17 protein-coding genes are annotated in these 18,667 nt (G+C 66.4%); 13 read left to right on the top strand and 4 right to left on the bottom strand.

Annotated elements, in window-relative coordinates:
* Positions 1 to 78: 78 nt before the first annotated feature.
* From AB4118_RS32415 to AB4118_RS32375, 9 genes are read left to right on the top strand one after another with little or no spacing between them, the layout of a single operon-like run.
* Complete coding sequence (locus tag AB4118_RS32415; RefSeq protein WP_441493611.1) at positions 79 to 1,662, top strand: ABC transporter substrate-binding protein; 1,584 nt, start codon at positions 79 to 81, stop codon at positions 1,660 to 1,662.
* 7 nt (positions 1,663 to 1,669) lie between these two features.
* Positions 1,670 to 2,656: an ABC transporter permease gene (locus AB4118_RS32410; protein WP_441481296.1), complete on the top strand. Its 987-nt coding sequence runs from the start codon at positions 1,670 to 1,672 to the stop codon at positions 2,654 to 2,656.
* Positions 2,653 to 4,569 (top strand): dipeptide/oligopeptide/nickel ABC transporter permease/ATP-binding protein, encoded by a 1,917-nt coding sequence (locus AB4118_RS32405; RefSeq protein WP_441493610.1) that lies wholly within the window; start codon positions 2,653 to 2,655, stop codon positions 4,567 to 4,569. The genes AB4118_RS32410 and AB4118_RS32405 overlap by 4 nt, the downstream gene beginning before the upstream one ends.
* Positions 4,566 to 5,354, top strand: coding sequence for an ATP-binding cassette domain-containing protein (locus tag AB4118_RS32400; RefSeq protein WP_441493609.1), 789 nt, complete (start codon positions 4,566 to 4,568; stop codon positions 5,352 to 5,354). The genes AB4118_RS32405 and AB4118_RS32400 overlap by 4 nt, the downstream gene beginning before the upstream one ends.
* Before the next feature lie 46 nt (positions 5,355 to 5,400).
* Positions 5,401 to 6,894 (top strand): AMP-binding protein, encoded by a 1,494-nt coding sequence (locus tag AB4118_RS32395; RefSeq protein WP_441493608.1) that lies wholly within the window; start codon positions 5,401 to 5,403, stop codon positions 6,892 to 6,894.
* A 2-nt stretch (positions 6,895 to 6,896) separates the two neighbouring features.
* Positions 6,897 to 8,048, top strand: coding sequence for an acetyl-CoA acetyltransferase (locus tag AB4118_RS32390; RefSeq protein WP_441493629.1), 1,152 nt, complete (start codon positions 6,897 to 6,899; stop codon positions 8,046 to 8,048).
* On the top strand, positions 8,041 to 8,433 hold the full coding sequence (locus tag AB4118_RS32385; protein ID WP_441493607.1) for a Zn-ribbon domain-containing OB-fold protein: 393 nt from the start codon (positions 8,041 to 8,043) through the stop codon (positions 8,431 to 8,433). The genes AB4118_RS32390 and AB4118_RS32385 overlap by 8 nt, the downstream gene beginning before the upstream one ends.
* Positions 8,430 to 9,329: an SDR family NAD(P)-dependent oxidoreductase gene (locus AB4118_RS32380; protein WP_441493606.1), complete on the top strand. Its 900-nt coding sequence runs from the start codon at positions 8,430 to 8,432 to the stop codon at positions 9,327 to 9,329. The genes AB4118_RS32385 and AB4118_RS32380 overlap by 4 nt, the downstream gene beginning before the upstream one ends.
* The gene (locus AB4118_RS32375) at positions 9,326 to 10,072 is read left to right on the top strand and encodes a 3-hydroxyacyl-CoA dehydrogenase family protein (RefSeq protein ID WP_441493605.1); all 747 of its coding nucleotides are present in this window, start codon (positions 9,326 to 9,328) and stop codon (positions 10,070 to 10,072) included. The genes AB4118_RS32380 and AB4118_RS32375 overlap by 4 nt, the downstream gene beginning before the upstream one ends.
* 125 nt (positions 10,073 to 10,197) lie before the next feature.
* Here AB4118_RS32375 and AB4118_RS32370 read toward each other — a convergent pair whose 3' ends face one another.
* From AB4118_RS32370 to AB4118_RS32360, 3 genes are all read right to left on the bottom strand, one after another.
* The gene (locus AB4118_RS32370; protein ID WP_441493604.1) at positions 10,198 to 11,841 is read right to left on the bottom strand and encodes an MFS transporter; all 1,644 of its coding nucleotides are present in this window, start codon (positions 11,839 to 11,841) and stop codon (positions 10,198 to 10,200) included.
* Between the two features lie 217 nt (positions 11,842 to 12,058).
* Positions 12,059 to 12,307 carry a hypothetical protein gene (locus tag AB4118_RS32365; RefSeq protein ID WP_441493603.1) on the bottom strand — a complete coding sequence of 83 codons (249 nt, stop codon included), beginning with the start codon at positions 12,305 to 12,307 and terminating at the stop codon, positions 12,059 to 12,061.
* A 163-nt stretch (positions 12,308 to 12,470) separates the two neighbouring features.
* Positions 12,471 to 13,160, bottom strand: a complete 690-nt coding sequence (locus AB4118_RS32360; RefSeq protein WP_441493602.1) for a hypothetical protein — start codon at positions 13,158 to 13,160, stop codon at positions 12,471 to 12,473.
* 195 nt (positions 13,161 to 13,355) lie between these two features.
* On the opposite strand from AB4118_RS32360, the gene AB4118_RS32355 reads away from it, so the two are divergent.
* Positions 13,356 to 14,093, top strand: a complete 738-nt coding sequence (locus AB4118_RS32355) for a hypothetical protein (RefSeq protein WP_441493601.1) — start codon at positions 13,356 to 13,358, stop codon at positions 14,091 to 14,093.
* A gap of 182 nt (positions 14,094 to 14,275) precedes the next feature.
* On the opposite strand, the gene AB4118_RS32350 is transcribed toward AB4118_RS32355, so the two are convergent.
* Entirely contained in the window at positions 14,276 to 14,968 is a 693-nt protein-coding gene (locus AB4118_RS32350; RefSeq protein ID WP_441493600.1) for a response regulator transcription factor, read from the bottom strand.
* Positions 14,969 to 14,998: 30 nt separating this feature from the next.
* Here AB4118_RS32350 and AB4118_RS32345 point away from each other — a divergent pair, with 30 nt between their 5' ends.
* From AB4118_RS32345 to AB4118_RS32335, 3 genes are all read left to right on the top strand, one after another.
* Positions 14,999 to 17,116, top strand: a complete 2,118-nt coding sequence (locus tag AB4118_RS32345) for a sensor histidine kinase (RefSeq protein ID WP_441493599.1) — start codon at positions 14,999 to 15,001, stop codon at positions 17,114 to 17,116.
* Positions 17,117 to 17,678: 562 nt separating this feature from the next.
* Positions 17,679 to 18,197 (top strand): hypothetical protein, encoded by a 519-nt coding sequence (locus AB4118_RS32340; RefSeq protein ID WP_441493598.1) that lies wholly within the window; start codon positions 17,679 to 17,681, stop codon positions 18,195 to 18,197.
* Positions 18,198 to 18,244: 47 nt separating this feature from the next.
* The coding region (locus tag AB4118_RS32335) for a hypothetical protein (RefSeq protein ID WP_441493597.1) at positions 18,245 to 18,667 on the top strand (423 nt) is incomplete at its 3' end.

Below are 18,667 nucleotides of genomic sequence, written 5' to 3'. Positions count from 1 at the left end.
AACCGGGCCTCCGTCTTGACACCCCGCTTCGGCCCTAACTAATATCTTAGATATCAATATAACAAGAGGGGAAGGCGCATGAGTTCGTCATTGAGGCATTTCGCGGGGCCAGCCGCGGTCGTCGCCGGCATTCTCGCTTCCATCTGCGTCGCACCGGCCAGCTTTGCCGCGGACAAGGCGACGATCCGCATCGGGGCCGACTATGACAGCCTGGACCCGGTCAAGACCGTGACGTCGGACGGCTATCAACTCGTCAACGTGCTTTATGACCGCCTTGTCGCGCTCGACGACAAGGGTGCGCCCGTGCCGGCGCTCGCCGAATCGTGGAGCGGCGACGCGAGCCGCACCGTCTTCAAGCTGCGCAAGGGCGTCACCTGTTCCGATGGCACCCCGCTGACCGCGACCGCGGCCGCCGCCGCGCTGACCCGCCTCGGCGCCAAGGAAACCAATGCGCCGATGGCCTATCGCACCGTCGGCATCGCCGGCTATTCCGCCACCGGGGATGACGCCGCCGGCACGGTGACGCTGACCATGACCGCCCCCTTCAGCGACCTGCTGATCGGGCTGGCGATGCCCTGGGCCTCGATCGTCTGCCCCTCCGGTCTGCAGGATACCGAAGCGCTGGGTTCGACACCGAGCGGCACCGGGCCCTACACGCTCGACAAGGCGGCCTCGGTCCGCGGTTCGCACTATGTGCTGAAGCTTCGGCCGGACCATGCCTGGGATTCAAGCGGAGCGACCGGAAAGGACCCGGGGCGCCCCGCGACGATCCAGGTGCGCGTGATCAACAACAACACGACGGCGGCCAATGAGCTGCAATCCGGCACGATCGACGTCAGCCTGGTCACGGGCCGCGATATCAACCGGCTGAAGGCCGCGAAATCGCTTGATTTCCTCGATGCCAAACCCTTCGGCATGCAGTTCATGATGTTCCAGCATCGCGACGGCTATTCCACGGCCGACGTGCTGGTCCGCCGCGCCATCGCCACCGCCATCAATCGCGATCTCGCGACGCGCGCCGCCACGGCCGGCAACGGCCTGACGGCCACGAGCTATATCAGCCCCCTGGTCGCCTGCTACGAGCCCAGGACGGCGGATCTCCTGCCGAAGCCGGATGCCGAGGCGGCAAAGGCCCTGCTGAAACAGGCAGGCTATGCGCCGGGATCCGACGGGATCTTCGCCAAGGATGGCAAGAAGCTCAGGCTGCGCCTGATCGGCCAGCCCGGGCTTCAGGGCTCGGCTCCCGAATACATCCTTGAAGCGCTGCGCGCGATCGGCGTCGAGGTCGAGCTGCGCAACATCACGCTCCAGGAGACCGCCTCGGTGATGAGCGGGCCCGATTGGGAGATCGGCGTCTTCCCCTTCGGCCCGCCGATGCCGAGCGCCAATACCGTCGTCCCCTTCGTGAGCGGCAAGGGCTCGAACCACGGCACGATCGAGAATGCCCGCTTCGCGGCGGCGCAGGCTGCGGCGCTCGCCTCCTCCCCGGACAGCCCCGAACGCTGCGCCCGCTGGAGCGAGGCACAGCTCTCGCTGCTCGAGAACATGAACATCCTGCCGCTGTTTGGCGGCGTGAACACCTTCTTCTCGCGCAAGGGCGTCCGCTTCACCATCGACGGACCGTTTGTGATGGATATCCGCTCGATCCGCGTCGGCAAGTGAGCGCAGCATGATGACGCGCGGCCGACCGCTCTCCAGGTTCCTGTTCGCCAGGTTACCGTTCGCCAGGTTCCTGCTCGGGAAGGCCGCGCAGATCGCCGCGATCCTCTTTGCCCTCGTGCTCCTGACCTTCCTGATGGTGAAGATGATCCCCGGCGACGCGGCCAGCCGCATCGCCGGGCCGGACGCAGACGCTGCCTATCTCAGCCAGCTGCGCAGCGAACTCGGGCTGGACCAGCCTTTCGCCGTGCAACTCTGGAACTATGTGGCGGGGGTGGCGCGCGGTGATTTCGGCGTCTCGCTCGCCACGCGCCAACCCGTGATCGAGCTCATCCGCGATCGCCTGCCCTATACCGCCGCGCTTGCCGGGCTCGCGCTCGCCTTCGTCGTGGTGGTCGGCTTCAGCTTCGGGCTGGCGGTCGCCATCGCAACGCGCGACGACCGCCTGCCCTGGCTCGACCATGGCTTCACCATCGTGACCGGTACGCTGGGCGCGATCCCGGAACTGCTGGCCGGCATCTTCCTCGGCTATGTCTTCGCCGTCTCGCTGGGCTGGCTTCCGATCTCGGGTGCCGCCGGCCCCGGCTCGGTCATCCTGCCCGCACTCGCGATCGGCCTGCGGCCGGCGCTGAATCTCGCCCGCGTCGTGCGGGTCGAGGCAAGGCGGACGCTGCGGGCCGATTTTATCCGCACGGCCCGCAGCAAGCGGCTGCCCGCCTGGCGCATCTATCTGCGCCATCTCGCGCCCAACGTGGTCACGGCGGCGCTGACCATTGCCGGCCTGGTCTTTCCCTTCCTGATCGGCGGCGCCGTTATCGTCGAGAACATCTTCGCCTGGCCGGGCCTGGGCACCGCCATCGTGCGGGCGGTCGTCACCGCCGATTACCCGGTAGTCCAGGCGATCGTCGTGCTGCTCGGCCTGCTCGTGCTCGTCACCAACATGATCGTCGACGTGCTTCTCGCCATCGCCGACCCACGCAGCACGGTCCGCACATGACCGGACGGCTCAACCTCGCATCCCTGCTGGCCGGCATCGGGGCCATCCTCTTGCTCGGGACCGCGCTCGTCGCGCCCACCCTGTTCTCCGACGTCGTCAGCCGGATGGATGTCGCGGCCGCCGGAACGGGGCCTTCCGCGGAACACTGGTTCGGCACCGACGATCTCGGGCGCGACGTTTTTGCCCGCACGCTCGCGGCAACGCAGCTCTCGCTCGGCCTGGCGCTGGCGGCCACGGCCATCCGCGTCGTGCTGGGCGTCGCGATCGGCATGTGGCTGTCGTTATCGGGCAGCCTCGCCCGGGCGATCGGCACGCGGATCATCGACACCGCCCTGTCCTTCCCTGCGATCCTGATTGCGATCGTGATCACCACGATCGTCGGCCCGAGCATCGAGGGCGCTGTGCTCGGCGTCGGCCTCGCCGGCGTGCCGACCTATGCGCGGCTCGGCTACACCATGTCCTCGGCCATCGTCGGGCGGGACTATGTCGCCGCCGCAAAAGCACTCGGCCTCGGCCGTATCGCGATCCTCTGGCGCCATGTCCTGCCGAATATCGCCGACACGCTCGCCGTCAGCACCGCGACCTCGCTTGGGCTGGCGATCGTCGAGATCGCGTCGCTGAGCTTCCTCGGCCTCGGCGTCAACCCGCCGGCCTTCGACTGGGGCCGCATGCTGATCGAGGGCGCCGAAGCCATCTACGTGAACCCTGCCGCCGCGCTCGGACCGGCGGCGGCGATCGCCCTGTCCGGCCTGATCTTCAGCTATCTCGGCGAGGCGATCGCGCTTTGGATCCAGCCCATGCGCAGCCGCTCCCTGGCGTCCGGCAGCGGCATCGACAGCGCGGCTGGCGCGATCGCACCGCTGCGGCTCGCTGGCGGGGAGGATACGGTTCTGCTGGCCGAGAATCTGAGCGTCGCCTTTCCGACCGAGGGTTCCCAGACGATCGCGGCGGTTCGCAATGTAGGCTTGAGCATCGGGCGTGGCGAGACTGTCGGGCTCGTCGGGGAATCCGGCAGCGGCAAGACGCTGACCGCCATGGCGCTGGCCGGGCTCACCGGCTATCCGGCCCGGGTCTCCTCCGACCGGATGCTCTTCACCGGCGAGGATCTGACGGCGATGAGCGGGGCTCTGCGCGAGCGTCTGCTCGGCACCGGGCTCGCCGTCGTCTTCCAGGATCCGAGCACCTCGCTGAATCCGGCTTTGCGCATTCGTGAGCAGATGACGGAAGCCGTGCGCCATCATCGCGGCCTGTCTGAAGAGGAGGCCAGCGCGCTCGCGCTGGAACAGCTCGCGCTCGTCGGCATCACCGAGCCCGGCCGGCGGCTCGACCAGTATCCGCACGAATTCTCCGGCGGCATGCGGCAACGGGCGATGATCGCCATGGGGCTGATGATGCGCCCGTCCCTGATCGTGGCGGACGAACCCACGACCGCGCTCGACGTCACGGTCCAGGCCCAGATCCTCGCACTGCTGCGCGAGGCCAATGGCCGGGACGGCACCGCGATCCTGATGATCTCGCATGATCTGGCGGTGATCTCGCAGGTGTGCGACCGCGTGCTGGTGATGTATGGCGGCCGGATCGTCGAGAACGGCCCGGTCGAGCAGGTCATCGGCGATCCCGCCCACCCCTATACGCGGGCCCTGATTGGCGCGATTCCCGATCTCGACACACCGCGCGGACAACGCCTGGTCGAAATCCCGGGCCAGCCGCCGGTGATCGGCGCCTTTCCGCGCGGCTGCTCCTTCCAGGAGCGCTGCCCCGCCCGCCACAGCGCCTGCGCCGGCTCGGAACCGCCCCAGACGGAGATCGGATCAGGCCGCATCGTCGCCTGCTGGCTGCATGCCGCGCCTGATGGCGAGCCCGACGCCAAGTCCGAGACCAAGTCCGATACCAAGTCAGAGGCTGCAGCATGACCGGCCTGTCCGCGACCGATATCCGCGTGCGCTTCGGGGCGATGCTGGCGCTCGACGGCGTCAGCATCGCGATCCCGCCCGGCGGCACGCTTGGGCTCGTCGGCGAGTCCGGCTCCGGCAAGTCGACGCTGGGGCGGGCGCTCCTGCGCCTCCACGACCTCACTGGGGGCCGGATCATGCTGGACGGCGAAGACGTGACGCGCGCTGCGGGGGCCCGCCTGAAGAATTATCGCCGTCAGGTCCAGATCGTCTTCCAGGACCCCTCCGCCTCGCTCGATCCGCGCATGACCGTCGCCCGCGCGATCGAACAGGGCATGCGGCTGCGTGGCGAGCGCGACCCGAATGCACTGGGGCGCCTGCTCGACACGGTTGGCCTCTCCCGCACCGTCGCCTCGCGCCTGCCGCATGAATTGTCCGGCGGCCAGCGCCAGCGCGTCGCGATCGCCCGTGCGCTCGCGGTGCGCCCATCGATCATCGTGCTCGACGAGGTCACCTCCGCGCTCGACGTCTCGGTCCAGGCGCTCGTGCTCAATCTGCTGCGCGATCTGCAGACGGAACTGCGCCTGTCCTATCTGTTCATCTCGCACAACATGGCGGCCGTCAGGGCCATGAGCGACGAGGTCGCCGTGATGTATCGCGGCAAGCTCGTCGAACAGGGCCATGCCGACAGATTCTTCGCCGCACCGTCGCACCCCTATTCGCGCAGCCTCCTCGAGGCCGTGCCCCGTCTGCGACACATGCGCGAGCCCCCCGCCTCCGCCCCCGGCCCTTTCGGCCCGGGCTGAAAATCGTTGCGCGTCCGCGTCTCCAGGCTTCCCGAGGATACCGATCATGTCTGCCGAAATCAGCTTTCCCGCCCGCCTCGCACAGCTTGCAGCCGAGGCGCCGGACATCGTGGCGATCACCTTCGTCGATCGTGACGGGCTGGAGACGGACGTGACCCGGCGCGACCTGCATCTGCGCGCCACGCGCCTCGCCCGCGTGCTGGCGCAGCGCGGGGTCGGCCCGGACACCATGGTCGTGACCGGCATCCCCAACAGCATCGAGCACATCGCCATCGCGATTGCCGCCTGGCGCTGCGGCGCCTGCACCGTCGCCCAGAGCGCTCGTGCGCCCGAGCGCGAATTCGCCGAGACGCTGAAGCTTCTCGACGCAAGGTTCGTGATCGCCGACCGCGCGGGAGCCGACATGAGCCATGCCGAGATCCGCGCCGTCAGCCTGGACGACAGCCGCGACGCGGAGCCGGTGCCGGACCGGGTCGCTCATCCCGGCAAGGCGACCGCCTCGGGCGGGTCGACCGGCCGCCCAAAAATCATCGTCTATCCCCATCCCTGGGTCCGCGTGCCCGGCGAGATCGGCGACATCAGCCATATCGGCTTCCGCTCCGGGCAGATCCAGCTGGTCTGCGGGCCGCTCTACCACAACGCACCCTTCACCTGGGCCCATTTCGGCCTGTTCGAAGGCCATCGGCTGATCCTGATGGAGCGCTTCGATGCCGCGCGCGTGGTCGATCTGATCGAGCACCATCGCTGCAGCTTCATGTTCTTCGCGCCGACGATGATGCAGCGCATCATCCGGCTGCCGGAGATCCAGTCGCGCGATCTCTCCAGCATCGGCTCGATCTTCATCACCGCGGCCATCTGCCCGGTCTGGCTCAAGCAGGCCTGGGTCGACCTGATCGGCGCCGAAAAGCTGCAGGAATCCTATGGCAGCAGCGAAGCCGTCGGTTACGCGCATATTTCCGGGCCGGAATGGCTTAGCCATCGCGGCAGCGTCGGGCGGGCCGGCGATGGCGACCTCAAGATCCTGGACGCCGAATTCAACGAGGTCCCGACCGGCGAGATCGGCGAGATCTTCTTCCGCCCGACCCATTATCCTCGGCCGACCTATGCCTATATCGGCTCGCCGCCGGCCAAGACGACACCGAACGGCTATACCAGCGTCGGCGACATGGGCCATGTCGATGCCGAGGGCTTCCTCTACATCGCCGACCGGCGCACCGACCTGATCATCAGTGGCGGCGTCAATGTCTATCCCGCCGAGGTCGAGGCCGTGCTGACCGAGCATGCCGCGGTCGGCGACGCCGCCGTGGTCGGCCTTCCCGATGCGGACTGGGGCCGGCGTGTCCACGCGATCGTGGAACCGGTCGACCCTTCCGGCACGATCGCGCTCGACGAACTCTACGCCTGGATGCGCGAGCGCCTCTCCGCGGCGAAGATCCCCAAGACGATCGAGTTCACCTCCGCCCTGCCGCGCGACCAGTCCGGCAAGATCCGCCGCAGCGCCCTGATCGCGGCCCGTACCCCCGAAGGATTGAGCCAGTGACGATGCGTCCCGTCTACATCGCCGGCGCAGCGGAAACGCCGTTGGGCGAGGTCCACGACCATAACGAACTCTCGATGATCGCGCTGGCCGCGGCCGAGGCCCTGGCGGAAGCCGGAATGTCGATCCGCGACGTCGACGGCCTCTTCGTCAACTATATGGGCGAGGAAGGCTCGGTCCAGGTCGGGGAATATCTCGGCATCCAGCCGCGCTACGCCGATTCCACCGATTTCGGCGGCGCGGCCTTCGAAGCCCATGTCCACAAGGCGATCGCGGCCATCAATGCCGGGTTCTGCGAGGTGGCCCTGATCACCTATGCCTCGCGCCAGCGCAGTCGGCGCGCCCGCCATCGCGAGCCGCCTGCCGGCGGCATGGGCGTGCCGATGCTGCAGCAGCTCGAGGTTCCGACCGGGCTGCCGGCGCCGATCGGGCGCTACGCGCTCTATGCGGCAAGGCACATGCACCTGTTCGGCACCACGCGCGAGCAGATGGCGGAAGTCGCCGTCGCCTCCCGGATGTGGGCGATGCGCAACCCCAAGGCCTGGAGCCGCAAGCCGCTGAGCATCGACCAGGTTCTGTCCTCGGCGCCGATCTGCGATCCGCTGACCCGTCTCGACTGCTGCCTCGTCACGGATGGCGGCGGGGCGATCGTGGTGACCACCGCAGAGCGTGCCCGCGACGCCGCCAAGAAGGCCGTGCGGGTCATCGGCGCAGCGCAGAGCCAGAACCACTGGCTGGTCTCCCAGATGCCGGATCTCGACCGGGAGGGCATGCCGGGGCGGCGCTGCGGGCCGGAGGCCTTCGCCATGGCTGGCATCCGGCCGGCCGATGTCGACGTCTTCCAGCCCTATGATTCCTTCACGATCAGCGTGCTGATCGCGCTCGAGGACCTCGGCTTCTGCAAGCTCGGAGAAGGCGGCGCCTTCGCACAATCGGGCGCATTGCGCCCCGGCGGCTCCCTGCCCTCGATGACCTCGGGCGGCGGGCTCTCCTATAATCATCCCGGTGCGCTCGGCCTGATGCTGCTGATCGAGGCGGTGCGCCAGCTGCGAGGCGAGGCCGGCGAACGCCAGGTGCCCGGCGCGCGCATCGGCGTGGCGCACGGCACCGGCGGCTTCCTGTCAACTGCGAGCACGGTGGTTCTGGCCAATGACTGATCACGCCTTCAAGGTCGAGGACCCCTTTCTCTGGCCGTTCTGGGAGGCAGCCAGCGAGAGGCGCCTCGCGGTCCAGCGCTGCCGCGGCTGCAGCCAGCATCAATTCTACCCGCGGCCGTTCTGCCTGTCCTGCGAGGGCCGCGAGCTCGACTGGGTCGATGTCGCTGGCGCGGGAGAAGTCTATTCGATCACCACGGTGCGGATTCCCGTCTCCGATCTCCTGCCGCCGCCCTATCAGGTCGCGCTGGTGACGCTCGATGCCGGGCCGCGCCTGCTCGCGGGCATCGATGGCCCCGACTGCAGCATCGGTGACCGGGTCAGTCTGGTCTGGCGCGAGCGCGAGGACGCGCCGCCCTTCCCCGCCTTCGAGAGGGTCGCCCCATGAGGCTGCGCGACCGCGTCGCCATCGTCACCGGGGCCGGGCGCGGACTGGGGCGGGCGCATGCGCTGGCGCTGGCCGCGCAGGGCGCCGCGGTGATCGTCAATGATCGTGGGGCTGCGCTCGACGGTGCAGGCCGCGACACTCGCCCTGCCGAGGATGTCGTCGCAACCATCCGCGGGCTCGGTGGGCAGGCCGTCGCCAGCGGACATGACGTTGCCGACTGGGACGAGGCGGCGGCACTGGTCGCCTTCGCCGTGTCGAGCTTCGGCCGCCTCGACGTGCTCGTGAACAATGCCGGAATCCTGCGCGACCGCACGCTCGCCAACATGTCGGAGGCCGAGTGGGACGCCGTCATCCGCGTTCATCTCAAGGGCCACGCCGCGCCGGCGCGCCATGCCCTCTCCTATTGGCGCGAGCGCCACAAGCGCGGCGAAGCGGTCTCCGCCAGCGTCGTCCATACCAGCTCCGCCTCCGCCTTCGCCGGCAATGTCGGGCAGGCGAACTATGCCAGCGCCAAGCTTGCCGTCGTCGCCCTGTCCTCCACGATTGCGCTGGAGGGCGCCCGCTACGGCGTCCGCTCCAACGTCGTCTCGCCTTCGGCGCGCACGCGCATCAGCGAAGCCACGATCGAGGATGCGCCCGTCGATGGCAGCTTCGACGTGATGGCGCCCGACAATGTCTCTCCCCTCATCGCCTGGCTGGCGGAAGCCGCCTGCCCGGCCAACGCGCAGGTCTTCCACCTCATTGGGCGGGAGGTCCTGCTGATGGACATCGCGGCGGTTACGCAACGCGTGCGCGCGCCGCGCCGCTGGTCGCCGGAGACCCTCGACGCGGCGCTGCGCGGACGGCTGCTGCCGCCGCGCGACATCAACATCTTCCTGAAGGAGCAATTGCTGTGAACGAACCCGCACTATCCCCTCTCGTCGCCGTGATCGGGGCCGGCATCATGGGCACCGGCATCGCCCAATCGCTCGCGCTCGCCGGCTGTCGCGTGCGCCTGAACGACATCGCAGAGCAGCGCCTGCAGGCCTCGCTCGACACGATCGAGAACGGTCGCTTCGGCCTGCGCCGCGGTGTCGAGCGCGGCAAGGTCACGGCCCAGGCGGCGAATGACGCGCTCGCACGCATCACCACGACGGTGTCGCTGGAGGAAGCCTGCGCCGGGATCGATCTCGCCATAGAGGCCGTGCCGGAAGACCTGACGCTGAAATGCGACGTCTTCCGCCGCCTCGACCAGGCCGCCCCGCCCGCCGCCATCCTGACTTCGAACGCGGCGGGACTGCCGATCACGGCCCTGGCCTGGGCGACCGGCCGGCCCGAGCGCGTGCTCGGCTGGCACTGGGCCCAACCGGTGGCGGTGATCCGGCTCGCCGAGCTCGTTGCGCATCCGCGGACGGCGCAGGACGCGATCGACTATGTCAGCGCCCTGGCACGTCGCTGCGGCAAGAACCCGATCGTGGTCAAGGACCAGCCCGATAGCTGGGGCTATGTCGCCAACCGGATCAACCGCGCCGTCCGCATCGAGGCGCGGCGCGTGGTCGAGGAAGGCGTCGCCTCGGAAGACCAGGTCGACGAAATCATGCGCGACTGCTTCCGGTGGCCGATGGGACCATTCGAGATGCAGAGGCCCGGCTCAATGTGAGCTGAAGCCGCCCTGCGCCAGGTCTGGCCGCCTCTATGCAGGCGGCCACGTGGCCCTCGCGACTGGCCGGAGCCCGATCCCGGTGCCTGGCCGAGCGATCGGCGGGTTTCAAGGAATGGCGACGTTCAGGTGTGGGGGGTGTCGGACCGGAAGACATCGGCCTTGCGCGGCGTGGCGGTGGGCCGTTCGATCGAGAGGGTCACGTCCGGTGCCTCATGCCCCATATGCAGATCAACGAGGCTGGCATTCAGGGCTCTGTCGGCTGCGGTCTGGCGGTAATTGAAACGCAGATAATCGTGCCAGGTGGGCGTGTGGAACGACTCGGTCCACACGGCGGTATCGCGCAGATTGCGCGTCAAAATCCATCTCCGGGCGCCGTTGCGCCCTTGGGCGCGCCGGCGCTGCAGCATCAGGGCGAGAAAGTTCTCAATCTGATCGGCGGCGATCCGATACTCGATCCTGACGGCAATCGGACCGCTTCGCGGCTTCAGATCGAGCTTGATGGCGGGCGCCTCGAAGGTCTCGTGCGTCGAAACATCAGAATCCTTGCGCTGGTGGATGGGCAGGAGCAGCCCGAGACCGGCGACGCCAAGCGAGGCTGCGCTCGACGCCTGCAAGGCAAAACTCAAGGAATAGCTCTCGGTGACCATCCCCCAAAGCCAGCTCCCGGCGGCGAGCCCGAGTGAGGTGAGCGCGTAATAGAGCGAAATCGTCCGGCCGACGACCCAACGGGGGCTCGCCCATTGCACGCTGATGCTCAGGCCCGACCACCCCAGAACCCATCCGGCGCCGCCGAGCATGAGGGCAACCGCCGCGACAGCCGGGGTCTTCGTCAGCGAAAGACTGATCGTGCATGTCGCGCACGCGACGCAAGCCAGCTTCAGCAGCTGTTCGTCCGACAATTTTCGCCTGAGCGCTGTCGAGGTCAGGCCCGCCAGCAGCGCTCCTGCGCCGAAGCCGGCCATCAGGGTGCCATAGGCAACGGCTCCCTGCTTAAGCTGGTCACGAACCACCAACGGCAGGAGTGCGAGAATGGCGATGCCGGCGAGCCCGAACAGAAAGCCGCGGGCGAGCGCCGTCTTGATCTCCGAAGACAGCGACGTGAAGCGAATGCCGTCGGAGATCGCCGTCAGCATCGCTTCAGGTGGCAGTCTCGAGGTTGGAACTTTCCACCGGGAGCGCCAGACCACGATCAGCGGCGCGAGATGGCCAAGGGTGTACAGGCAAAATGCCGTCAAGGGGCCGAAGGACGCGAGAATGATGCCCCCGAGAGCCGGCCCCACGCTGCGCACCGTGTTGAACCCGACGGAGGTCAGCGTAACGGCCGCTGCGAGATCCTTTCGATCGACGATATCGCCCACCGACGCTTGCCAGGCCGGGTCGTTGAAGGCGATGCCGCAGCCCGCGAGGAAGCTGAAGAACAGGATGATCCAGGGGTTGATCATGCCAAAAGCGACGAGGATCGTCAGCGCAGCGGCGGTCACGGCCATCAAGGACCGCGCCGCCAGCATCACCTTGCGCCGATTGAAATTGTCGACGATGGCTCCGGCGAAGATCGACAGAATGAAAGCGGGCAGGTTCGTCGCCGCCTGAACCAAGGCAACCATGACGCTGGACGGCGTGATGGTTGCCATCAGCCAGCTCATCGCGATGGTCTGGATGAGCCATCCCATCCCCGAGATCAGCCCGGCGAGCCAGATGGCCCGGAATGTCAGGTTGTTGAGAGGCGCAAACGGCCCAGTGCCTGCCGCAGGCTTCTGCACATCCATGACCCGGCTCTTTTCCGACGTCTGCTTCTGGGCGCCGGCGTTGATTCCGAGCGTAATTCCTGACTTTTACGTCACGATGCCTGTTTGCAAAGCGCCAAGAACGCAGGTTGCACCATCGTCCAGCGACGGATGCCGGCCTTGCGGCGTCACCATCCCGGCAGTCGCAACGCGCCGGACGCCGACGCTGGCCCATCGCTGCCCCCGTTGCGCCGGTGCGTCATCCGCCGGCGGCGCTTTCCCGGAAGGTCTGAACCGCCTCAGCGGCAAGGGTGTTGATGGATTTGGAGCCATCGCTCATCAGGCGAACGATGATGCCACCGAGTTTCGCTTTCGCAGCATCTGCCTCGTCGCCGATGAGGCGGTTGTCGCGGCTGACGGCATCCCAGGCACGCGCCTGGATCGACTCGGCAACCAGCATCTCCTTCGAATTGAGCACACCGGGGAAGCGGACATTAACAGTCGACATCGGCAGGTCTCGATCGCTCCAAGAAGACGCCCGTACGGTCGGGCGCGCACGAGCAGATCGATTCCGACGCGGACGAACTGCACGGGCGTACCAGCCTGGGCGGCAACCAAACGCTCCATCGGGCAAAGAGTTCCGGCGGCGCGATGGAAAAGCGTTCGCCTCTTCACCGCGTCATGCGAAGCGAGCCACCACCCGCTTCAACCGAGCCTGAAAGGCTCGCCTCCTGACCAGAAAGGCGGGCAACGACCCGCTCGCGCGAGTACAGCGTGACATTGCCTCCTGAGAAACTCCAGAGGTTGACGGTCTCAAGCGGAGATCCCGCACAACCACTCACGGAGGCCTTGTAGAGGTCGATCGAGGACGTGGTGGAGAGTTGAATTCTGCAGGCCTTTCCGCTGGCATCCACAACTCGCCAGGCCCCGGCGTAGGCTGATGGGCTGGATGCAGGTGGAATCGCCTGCGAGGCAGAGGGCTGGTTTGTCGGAAGTCTTCGCGCAGGCTGCGGTCGCTCTTCGATCACCTCTCCCTCCCGGGGAAGCTCGCCGTCCTCATAAGGGTCCGGCGCATAATCAGGCCCCGAGGCAACAGGGTCTGGTGGTGGTCCAACCACGACGCGTCCGGCGGGAGGTGCGACATCGGTCTGGAAGGAATCCATGCCGCCGTTATCGAAATAGGGTTCCGTGTCGACACCGTCATAGGGCGGCGCATCCCAAGGCGCGGGGTAAACAGGTGCCGGGCCATAGACGCTGCGTGGCCCCCAGGGGCCGGTCGAGTAGCTGGTCGGGTAGCCAACCGAATTGCAGGCTGTCAGGAGGACTGAGGATGCGGCAATCATGATGCGTCGCAGCGTCATCGAATACCTCGCTGGAAATCCGGTCCCTGACGGCAGGGCAGCGCTTGTTGGGGCTTTGACTTGATTTGCGACGATGCTGAGCGGCGCACCGCCGCGTGAGGCGACGAAACAGGAGGGCGACCAAAGACTACCGCGCTTATGGCGATCACGCATCCCGGGTCGCAAGCGAGTGCCCTTGTCGCTACAGTTCGATCCATGACGAAGCAGGCCGCGAGGGCAACAATGTCGCGCAGTGTCTCAAGGTCCTTGATCGGCCTTGCCGTCGCTTTCGTGGCCGCCATCTCATGTCCGGCCGCATCCCGGGGGCAGGAACCGTCTCTGGCCGGCCAGATGAAGAGCCTGATTGCCATCCTGCGGGCCACCGCGTTCCGGCCCGAATGGAAGCTCCATCCTGATGAGTACGCGGCGAACGGCATCTCGCAGTTCTTCCCGACCGATCCGACGGCCGAATATTCGTGCCTGGAAAGTGGATGCTACGCGTTCGGCTCGATCGAAGCCCCTTTCAATCTCGCGATCATCCATGGGCCCGATGGGTCGCTCTCGGCGAATTTTATCCTGAAGGAAACCGATCCCGCCAAAATGAACAGGGCCGACCGCTATCAGATCACACCGCTTTCCTACCTTGGCACAGCGTGTTTCTCGGTGGCCGTTGCCAATTATCTTCATAAATCAAAGCTGTATTTGGATCCCGACACGCTCTCGAAAGAGGTGGACTCTATTTTTATTGAAATGGAAACCAAGAATAATACTCAGGATTTCCAGCGCGGGATCATCGGCGGGTTAAAATTATCGTTCCCCAAATATCGCGTTACGCTTGATCTTGCCAGCGAGATGCCAAATGTAAGCTGCGCGATCCTCTATGATGCCGAGGGTGGCATCAGCGAACTCGATTCAGTGGCAAACGAACTCGCGGGCCCCAACGCTGCACGGTAGTGCCAGTGCGGAAACGCGGCCCCTTCGAACCGTCGCCCCCCCCCGCGCGAGCTTGGCGATCGCGATGCCATCGCGTGGATGACGAAGGGTGATCGAACGACGTCAGACAACGTCGATCTGCTTGACCAGCCTTACGCCGGCGCTGTGAACCACTTGCAGGGGAGATTCCATTCCTGCCGCTTTCAAGAACGCAGGCGCGCCAGGAACGCGTCGAAACGCCGGCTTTCGGGATCGATCCGGGCGTGGCCGAACAGGCCCATGATCAGATCCCGCGAAACCGTTTCGTCCGGTCGCGCCGCCAGGTGCTCGAGCAGGATCACCTCCCGAACCGAAAGCTTCACCGATCTGGTGTCCGGCGAGCGCAGCGTTTGAGTGTGCCGATTGAGCCGCCAGGCTGCGCCTTCGGGCGCCTCGATGGCACCCGCCCATCGACCGCTTTCGGCTTCGACCGGCCCGCGGCGCATGCGTCGACCGAGATTGAGAATGGCCAAGGCCAGTTCCTCGGTGTCGACCGGCTTGGTGAGATAGAGATCGGCTCCTTCGGCATAGCCGCGCACGCGATCGTCGCGACCGGTGCGCGCCGTCAACAGAATGATCCCCATCTCCCGCCGTGCGGCCATGTCCCTGGCCAACTCGAATCCGCTGACGTCCGGCAGGTTGACGTCCAGGACCGCGATGTCATAGCGCTCCTGCAGCAACGCCTTGTAGAATGCGATGCCGGACGGCGCCTCCGTGACATGCATGTTTCGCAGCCGTAGATAGTCGGCGAGGCTCTGACGGAGATCGTGGTCGTCCTCCACGAGAATGATTTTGAAATCTCGCGAGATCTCCTGTGCAGCACCTTTCGGGCCGGCCACCGCGTCCGCCATCATCATGTGCATCCACCCCATCGCGACGAGATTCCGTTGACGCCGGCCCCGACAATCCTGCCCGCGACTGATGATGGCGCGGCGACGCGTTCCGGCATGGCCTCGGTCGCAGCCCTGCCGCCGCGGCACCGCCGTCCCCGCCTGTGGCTCGCCGTGCTGGCGGCGATGCTCGCATTCGGCATCGCATATCTGGCCCTGCCGGAATCTCCGCCCCGGCCTGCGCCCTTGCCCTCGCTGAACGGCACGATTTCCGTCCTGTCCGATCCCGCTTCGTCACTGTCGCTGGCAGAGATCCTCGATTCGGCCAAGCAGGCTGAGTTTCGGCCTATCCAGGGGGCGCATGTCAACTTCGGCTTCACCCGGACCCCCGTCTGGATTCGGATGGAACTGCCCGGCCGGGTGACCAAACAGGCCATCCTTTCCCTGGCGCCGAACTTCCTCGATTACGTCGATGTCTACACCGCCGCGCCGGATGCCCCCCTTTCGGTCGAGCGGTTTACCCGGCACGAGATGGGGGATCGCCGTCCCCTGCCGCGGGACGGCCTTTCGGCGCTCGACTATGCCATTCGGCTCGATCTGGCCGAAGGTGCGACGACGCGGGTGTTCATCCGCGTCCGGAACGGCAATTCGGCGACCTATCTGCATCTGCGCCTGGCATCAGCCGAAGGCTACGCCGCCGGGGCCGCCCTGGATGCGAGTCTTTACGGTGCCTGGCTGGGTGGGATGGGCGTGCTGTTGGTGACCCAGCTCGTCTTCTTCTATTTCGACAGGAAGGCGCAATACCCGCTTCTGGCGGCCAGCACGCTTGGCATCATGCTGATTTACATGGGCAATCTCGGCTATAGCAGGGTCTATCTCTTTCCCGAGAATGGTGCCGCCAACGATGCCTTTCTCGGCTTCAATGCCTGGGCGGGCCTGACCGCCAGCGCAATCGCCTATATGCGCATTCTTGACCTGCGCAACCGGGCTCCGCTGTTGCACCGCCTCTATCAGGGAAGCGCAGCCGCCGGGCTCGTGGGCGTAGGCTTCGCCTTCGCCGGCCTGAACATGATCTTCGGCCCGATCGGAACGGTGCTGGGGATCGTCATGGCCTGCGTGAACATGGTGCAGGGCCTGAGGCAGTGGAGCGACGAAGGGGCCGCGAGCCGTCTCAGGGGCGCGGCGTTCTCGGCGTTGTGCGTCGGCGCCTTCCTGACGATGGCGCAGCGTCTTGGGGTCGCCTGGCTGCCGCATTGGGCCATCCACAGTTATGGCATTGCCGGCCTGTTTCTCACGGTCCTGCTGACGGGCGCCCTCGCGGTTCGGCTGCGGGACGCCGAAGCGCTGACCCTCCGGATGAAGGACGAGGCGCTGCGGCATGCGCAGCTTGCCGAGAACATTGCGGCGGGGTTGGTCGAGGAGAGAACGCGTGAGCTCGTCGATGCCAGGCGCATCGCCGAAGACGCTCTGCGTCTCGAAAAGCAGTCCCAGCTCCAGCAGGTCCGCTTTCTCGAAGTCGTGTCACATCAGTACCGGACGCCGCTCGCCGCCATTCGCTCGAGCATCGACAGCATCGGGCTGGCCTTGCCGCCCGATGACGGCGCCAACCAGGGCCGGATCGAGCGCATCCGCAGAGCGATCGCGCGGCTCGTCGAAATGCTGGAGATCAATCTCGCCCGCAGCCGGGTGCAGGGTCCGTCCTTCCGCCCCCGGATTGCCCACGTCAATGCCGGCGCCCTCGTCGTCGCCGCCCACCAGCGCGCCTGCGATCTTCTCAGCGGCCCGACGATCAAACTGCTGATCGAGCCTCGGGCTGCGCAGGCGACGATCGTGGCCGATGAGGGCATGATGGAGCTCGTCATCATCAATCTGCTGGAAAATGCCGTCAAATTCACCGCGCTGAAAGGCAGCGAGCCGATCGCGCTCGCCTTGGGCCTGGCGGGAGAAGAGATCACTATCACCGTCACGGATCGCGGCTGCGGCATCCCGGCCTCCGAGCTTCCCGGGGCCTTCGTCCTCGGCGCGCGCGGGCGGTATTCGGAGGCCGTCGAGGGATCCGGCCTCGGCCTCTTTCTCGTGAAGAAGATCGTCACCGCCCATGACGGCCGGGTTTCGATCGAGAGCAGCGAAGGCGAAGGCACGACGGTGCGGGTCGCGCTGCCAACAGCGCCCTGACCGGGGCTTTCCCGGATAAGCCCGTGGCTGTGGCGTCGAAAGCCGATCCGCCGCGCGAGTTCCGCTCCATGGGCGTACCAAAATAGACACAGCTTTTGCTTGCCTTCAAAAAACAACGTCCGGGCAGAGCAAGTCGTTACATCGCGTTACATCCCGGAAAAAGCGTTACAATTTCAGGTATTGCTTGCGGTCGACGTCCGTACCAACGTCAGCTGTACATGGAAGCGCCCGGAGCTGGTGCGGCAGCGCCGTCCGACCGCGCCAGTTCGAAAGTGGGACGGAGCCTCGCGCAACGGCATGCGCGTTGCGCTTCCTTTTGCCCTGCTTCTTTCGGGCTGTTCGGCACCCTGCCCTGCCACCCATGCGGTGCAAGGCGTCGATTCCGGCAAGTAGCCGAAGTCTATTTCTAAGTTCAATTAAATATATAAATATCGGTAATCCGTATATCGGCGTATAAATTCATCGCGATGCGAGATGAATTAACATTTGTTAAAGTAATTTACTCCACAAACCCGCTCCGACAACCGAATATCATTCCATCAGAGTGACGCGGGAGATTCACATGCATAGCCACAATTACGGATTCACCGACGAGATTCGGCTGAAGTCCTTCCAGAACATGATCATCAGCACCCATGGCGACGCGGCCGAATCGGCCCGGTTCAACAGCGAGGTCGACACCCCGCAAGCGCTGGTCGGCTATGCCGCGGCGCGGGGCGTGGATATCAGCGAGAGCGAAGCGCGGACGGTGTTCGAAGCCGCACAGGATTTCGTCGTGACCCAGACTGCGGCAGCCGGCGGCGAGGTTCGTCTGGATGACGCTGTGCTGGGCACCGTGAATGGCGGCGTGAGCTGGGCGGCGGTCGGCGGCACGATCTGCGGGATTGCCGGCGCTGTCGCCGGTGTCGCCATCGCCGTCGCCACCGCGCCCGTCAGCATCGCGCTGGGAACGGTCGCCGGCACCGTGGCGCTCGTCGGCACGGCCGTCGTGGGCGGAGCTGGAACGGCTTTTTCCGGAGCTGTCACCGGCGCGCTGGCGGGCGGAGCCTCCCAACTGATCCACGACAAGATCACGGGCTGAGGCGAAGCGCCACCTCTCCCCCGATCCAGCCGATACAGGAAACAAAGATGAGCACCTCACAGGAACATCCGTCCTTCGGAAGCTACATGGCCGCCGCGCTGCAGGACGAGGCCAAGCTGAAGCAGTTCGCCTTGACCGTGACCGGTCCCGAGAGCCTGCGCTCCTTCGCCGCCGAGCACGGCCATGCGCTTTCCGCCGAGGAAGCCGAGCAGGTCTACGCCAAGGCCGGCGCGCTGCTCGAGGCCTCGTCCGGCCGCGGCCCGATGAGCGACGAATTGCTCGAGGACATCAATGGCGGCATCAACCTGGCAGCCATCGGCGCCACGATCGGCGGCATCGGCGCCGCCGCCTCGCTGACGCTCGCAGTCGGCTGCGTCATGGCCGCCCCGTTCACCGGGGGCGCGAGCCTGGCCGGCGCGGCCGCGGCGATCGCCGGCCTGAGCGGCACCGCCGCGGCCACGGTCGGCGTC

This window comes from Allobosea sp. 2RAB26 (assembly GCF_052115465.1).
Lineage (GTDB): Bacteria > Pseudomonadota > Alphaproteobacteria > Rhizobiales > Beijerinckiaceae > Allobosea.
The sequence above is the reverse complement of the archived record's forward strand: the minus strand, read 5'-3'. Positions and strand labels throughout refer to the sequence as shown.

Bases quoted from the DNA above. Each gene is read 5' to 3' on its own strand.
- AB4118_RS32370 (WP_441493604.1), bottom strand. From the start codon at position 11,841: ATGGATGTGCAGAAGCCTGCGGCAGGCACTGGGCCGTTTGCGCCTCTC.
- AB4118_RS32365 (WP_441493603.1), bottom strand. From the start codon at position 12,307: ATGTCGACTGTTAATGTCCGCTTCCCCGGTGTGCTCAATTCGAAGGAG.
- AB4118_RS32410 (WP_441481296.1), top strand. From the start codon at position 1,670: ATGATGACGCGCGGCCGACCGCTCTCCAGGTTCCTGTTCGCCAGGTTA.
- AB4118_RS32380 (WP_441493606.1), top strand. From the start codon at position 8,430: ATGAGGCTGCGCGACCGCGTCGCCATCGTCACCGGGGCCGGGCGCGGA.
- AB4118_RS32340 (WP_441493598.1), top strand. From the start codon at position 17,679: ATGCATAGCCACAATTACGGATTCACCGACGAGATTCGGCTGAAGTCC.
- AB4118_RS32400 (WP_441493609.1), top strand. From the start codon at position 4,566: ATGACCGGCCTGTCCGCGACCGATATCCGCGTGCGCTTCGGGGCGATG.
- AB4118_RS32360 (WP_441493602.1), bottom strand. From the start codon at position 13,160: ATGACGCTGCGACGCATCATGATTGCCGCATCCTCAGTCCTCCTGACA.
- AB4118_RS32350 (WP_441493600.1), bottom strand. From the start codon at position 14,968: ATGATGATGGCGGACGCGGTGGCCGGCCCGAAAGGTGCTGCACAGGAG.
- AB4118_RS32385 (WP_441493607.1), top strand. From the start codon at position 8,041: ATGACTGATCACGCCTTCAAGGTCGAGGACCCCTTTCTCTGGCCGTTC.
- AB4118_RS32390 (WP_441493629.1), top strand. From the start codon at position 6,897: ATGCGTCCCGTCTACATCGCCGGCGCAGCGGAAACGCCGTTGGGCGAG.
- AB4118_RS32355 (WP_441493601.1), top strand. From the start codon at position 13,356: ATGACGAAGCAGGCCGCGAGGGCAACAATGTCGCGCAGTGTCTCAAGG.
- AB4118_RS32405 (WP_441493610.1), top strand. From the start codon at position 2,653: ATGACCGGACGGCTCAACCTCGCATCCCTGCTGGCCGGCATCGGGGCC.
- AB4118_RS32415 (WP_441493611.1), top strand. From the start codon at position 79: ATGAGTTCGTCATTGAGGCATTTCGCGGGGCCAGCCGCGGTCGTCGCC.
- AB4118_RS32395 (WP_441493608.1), top strand. From the start codon at position 5,401: ATGTCTGCCGAAATCAGCTTTCCCGCCCGCCTCGCACAGCTTGCAGCC.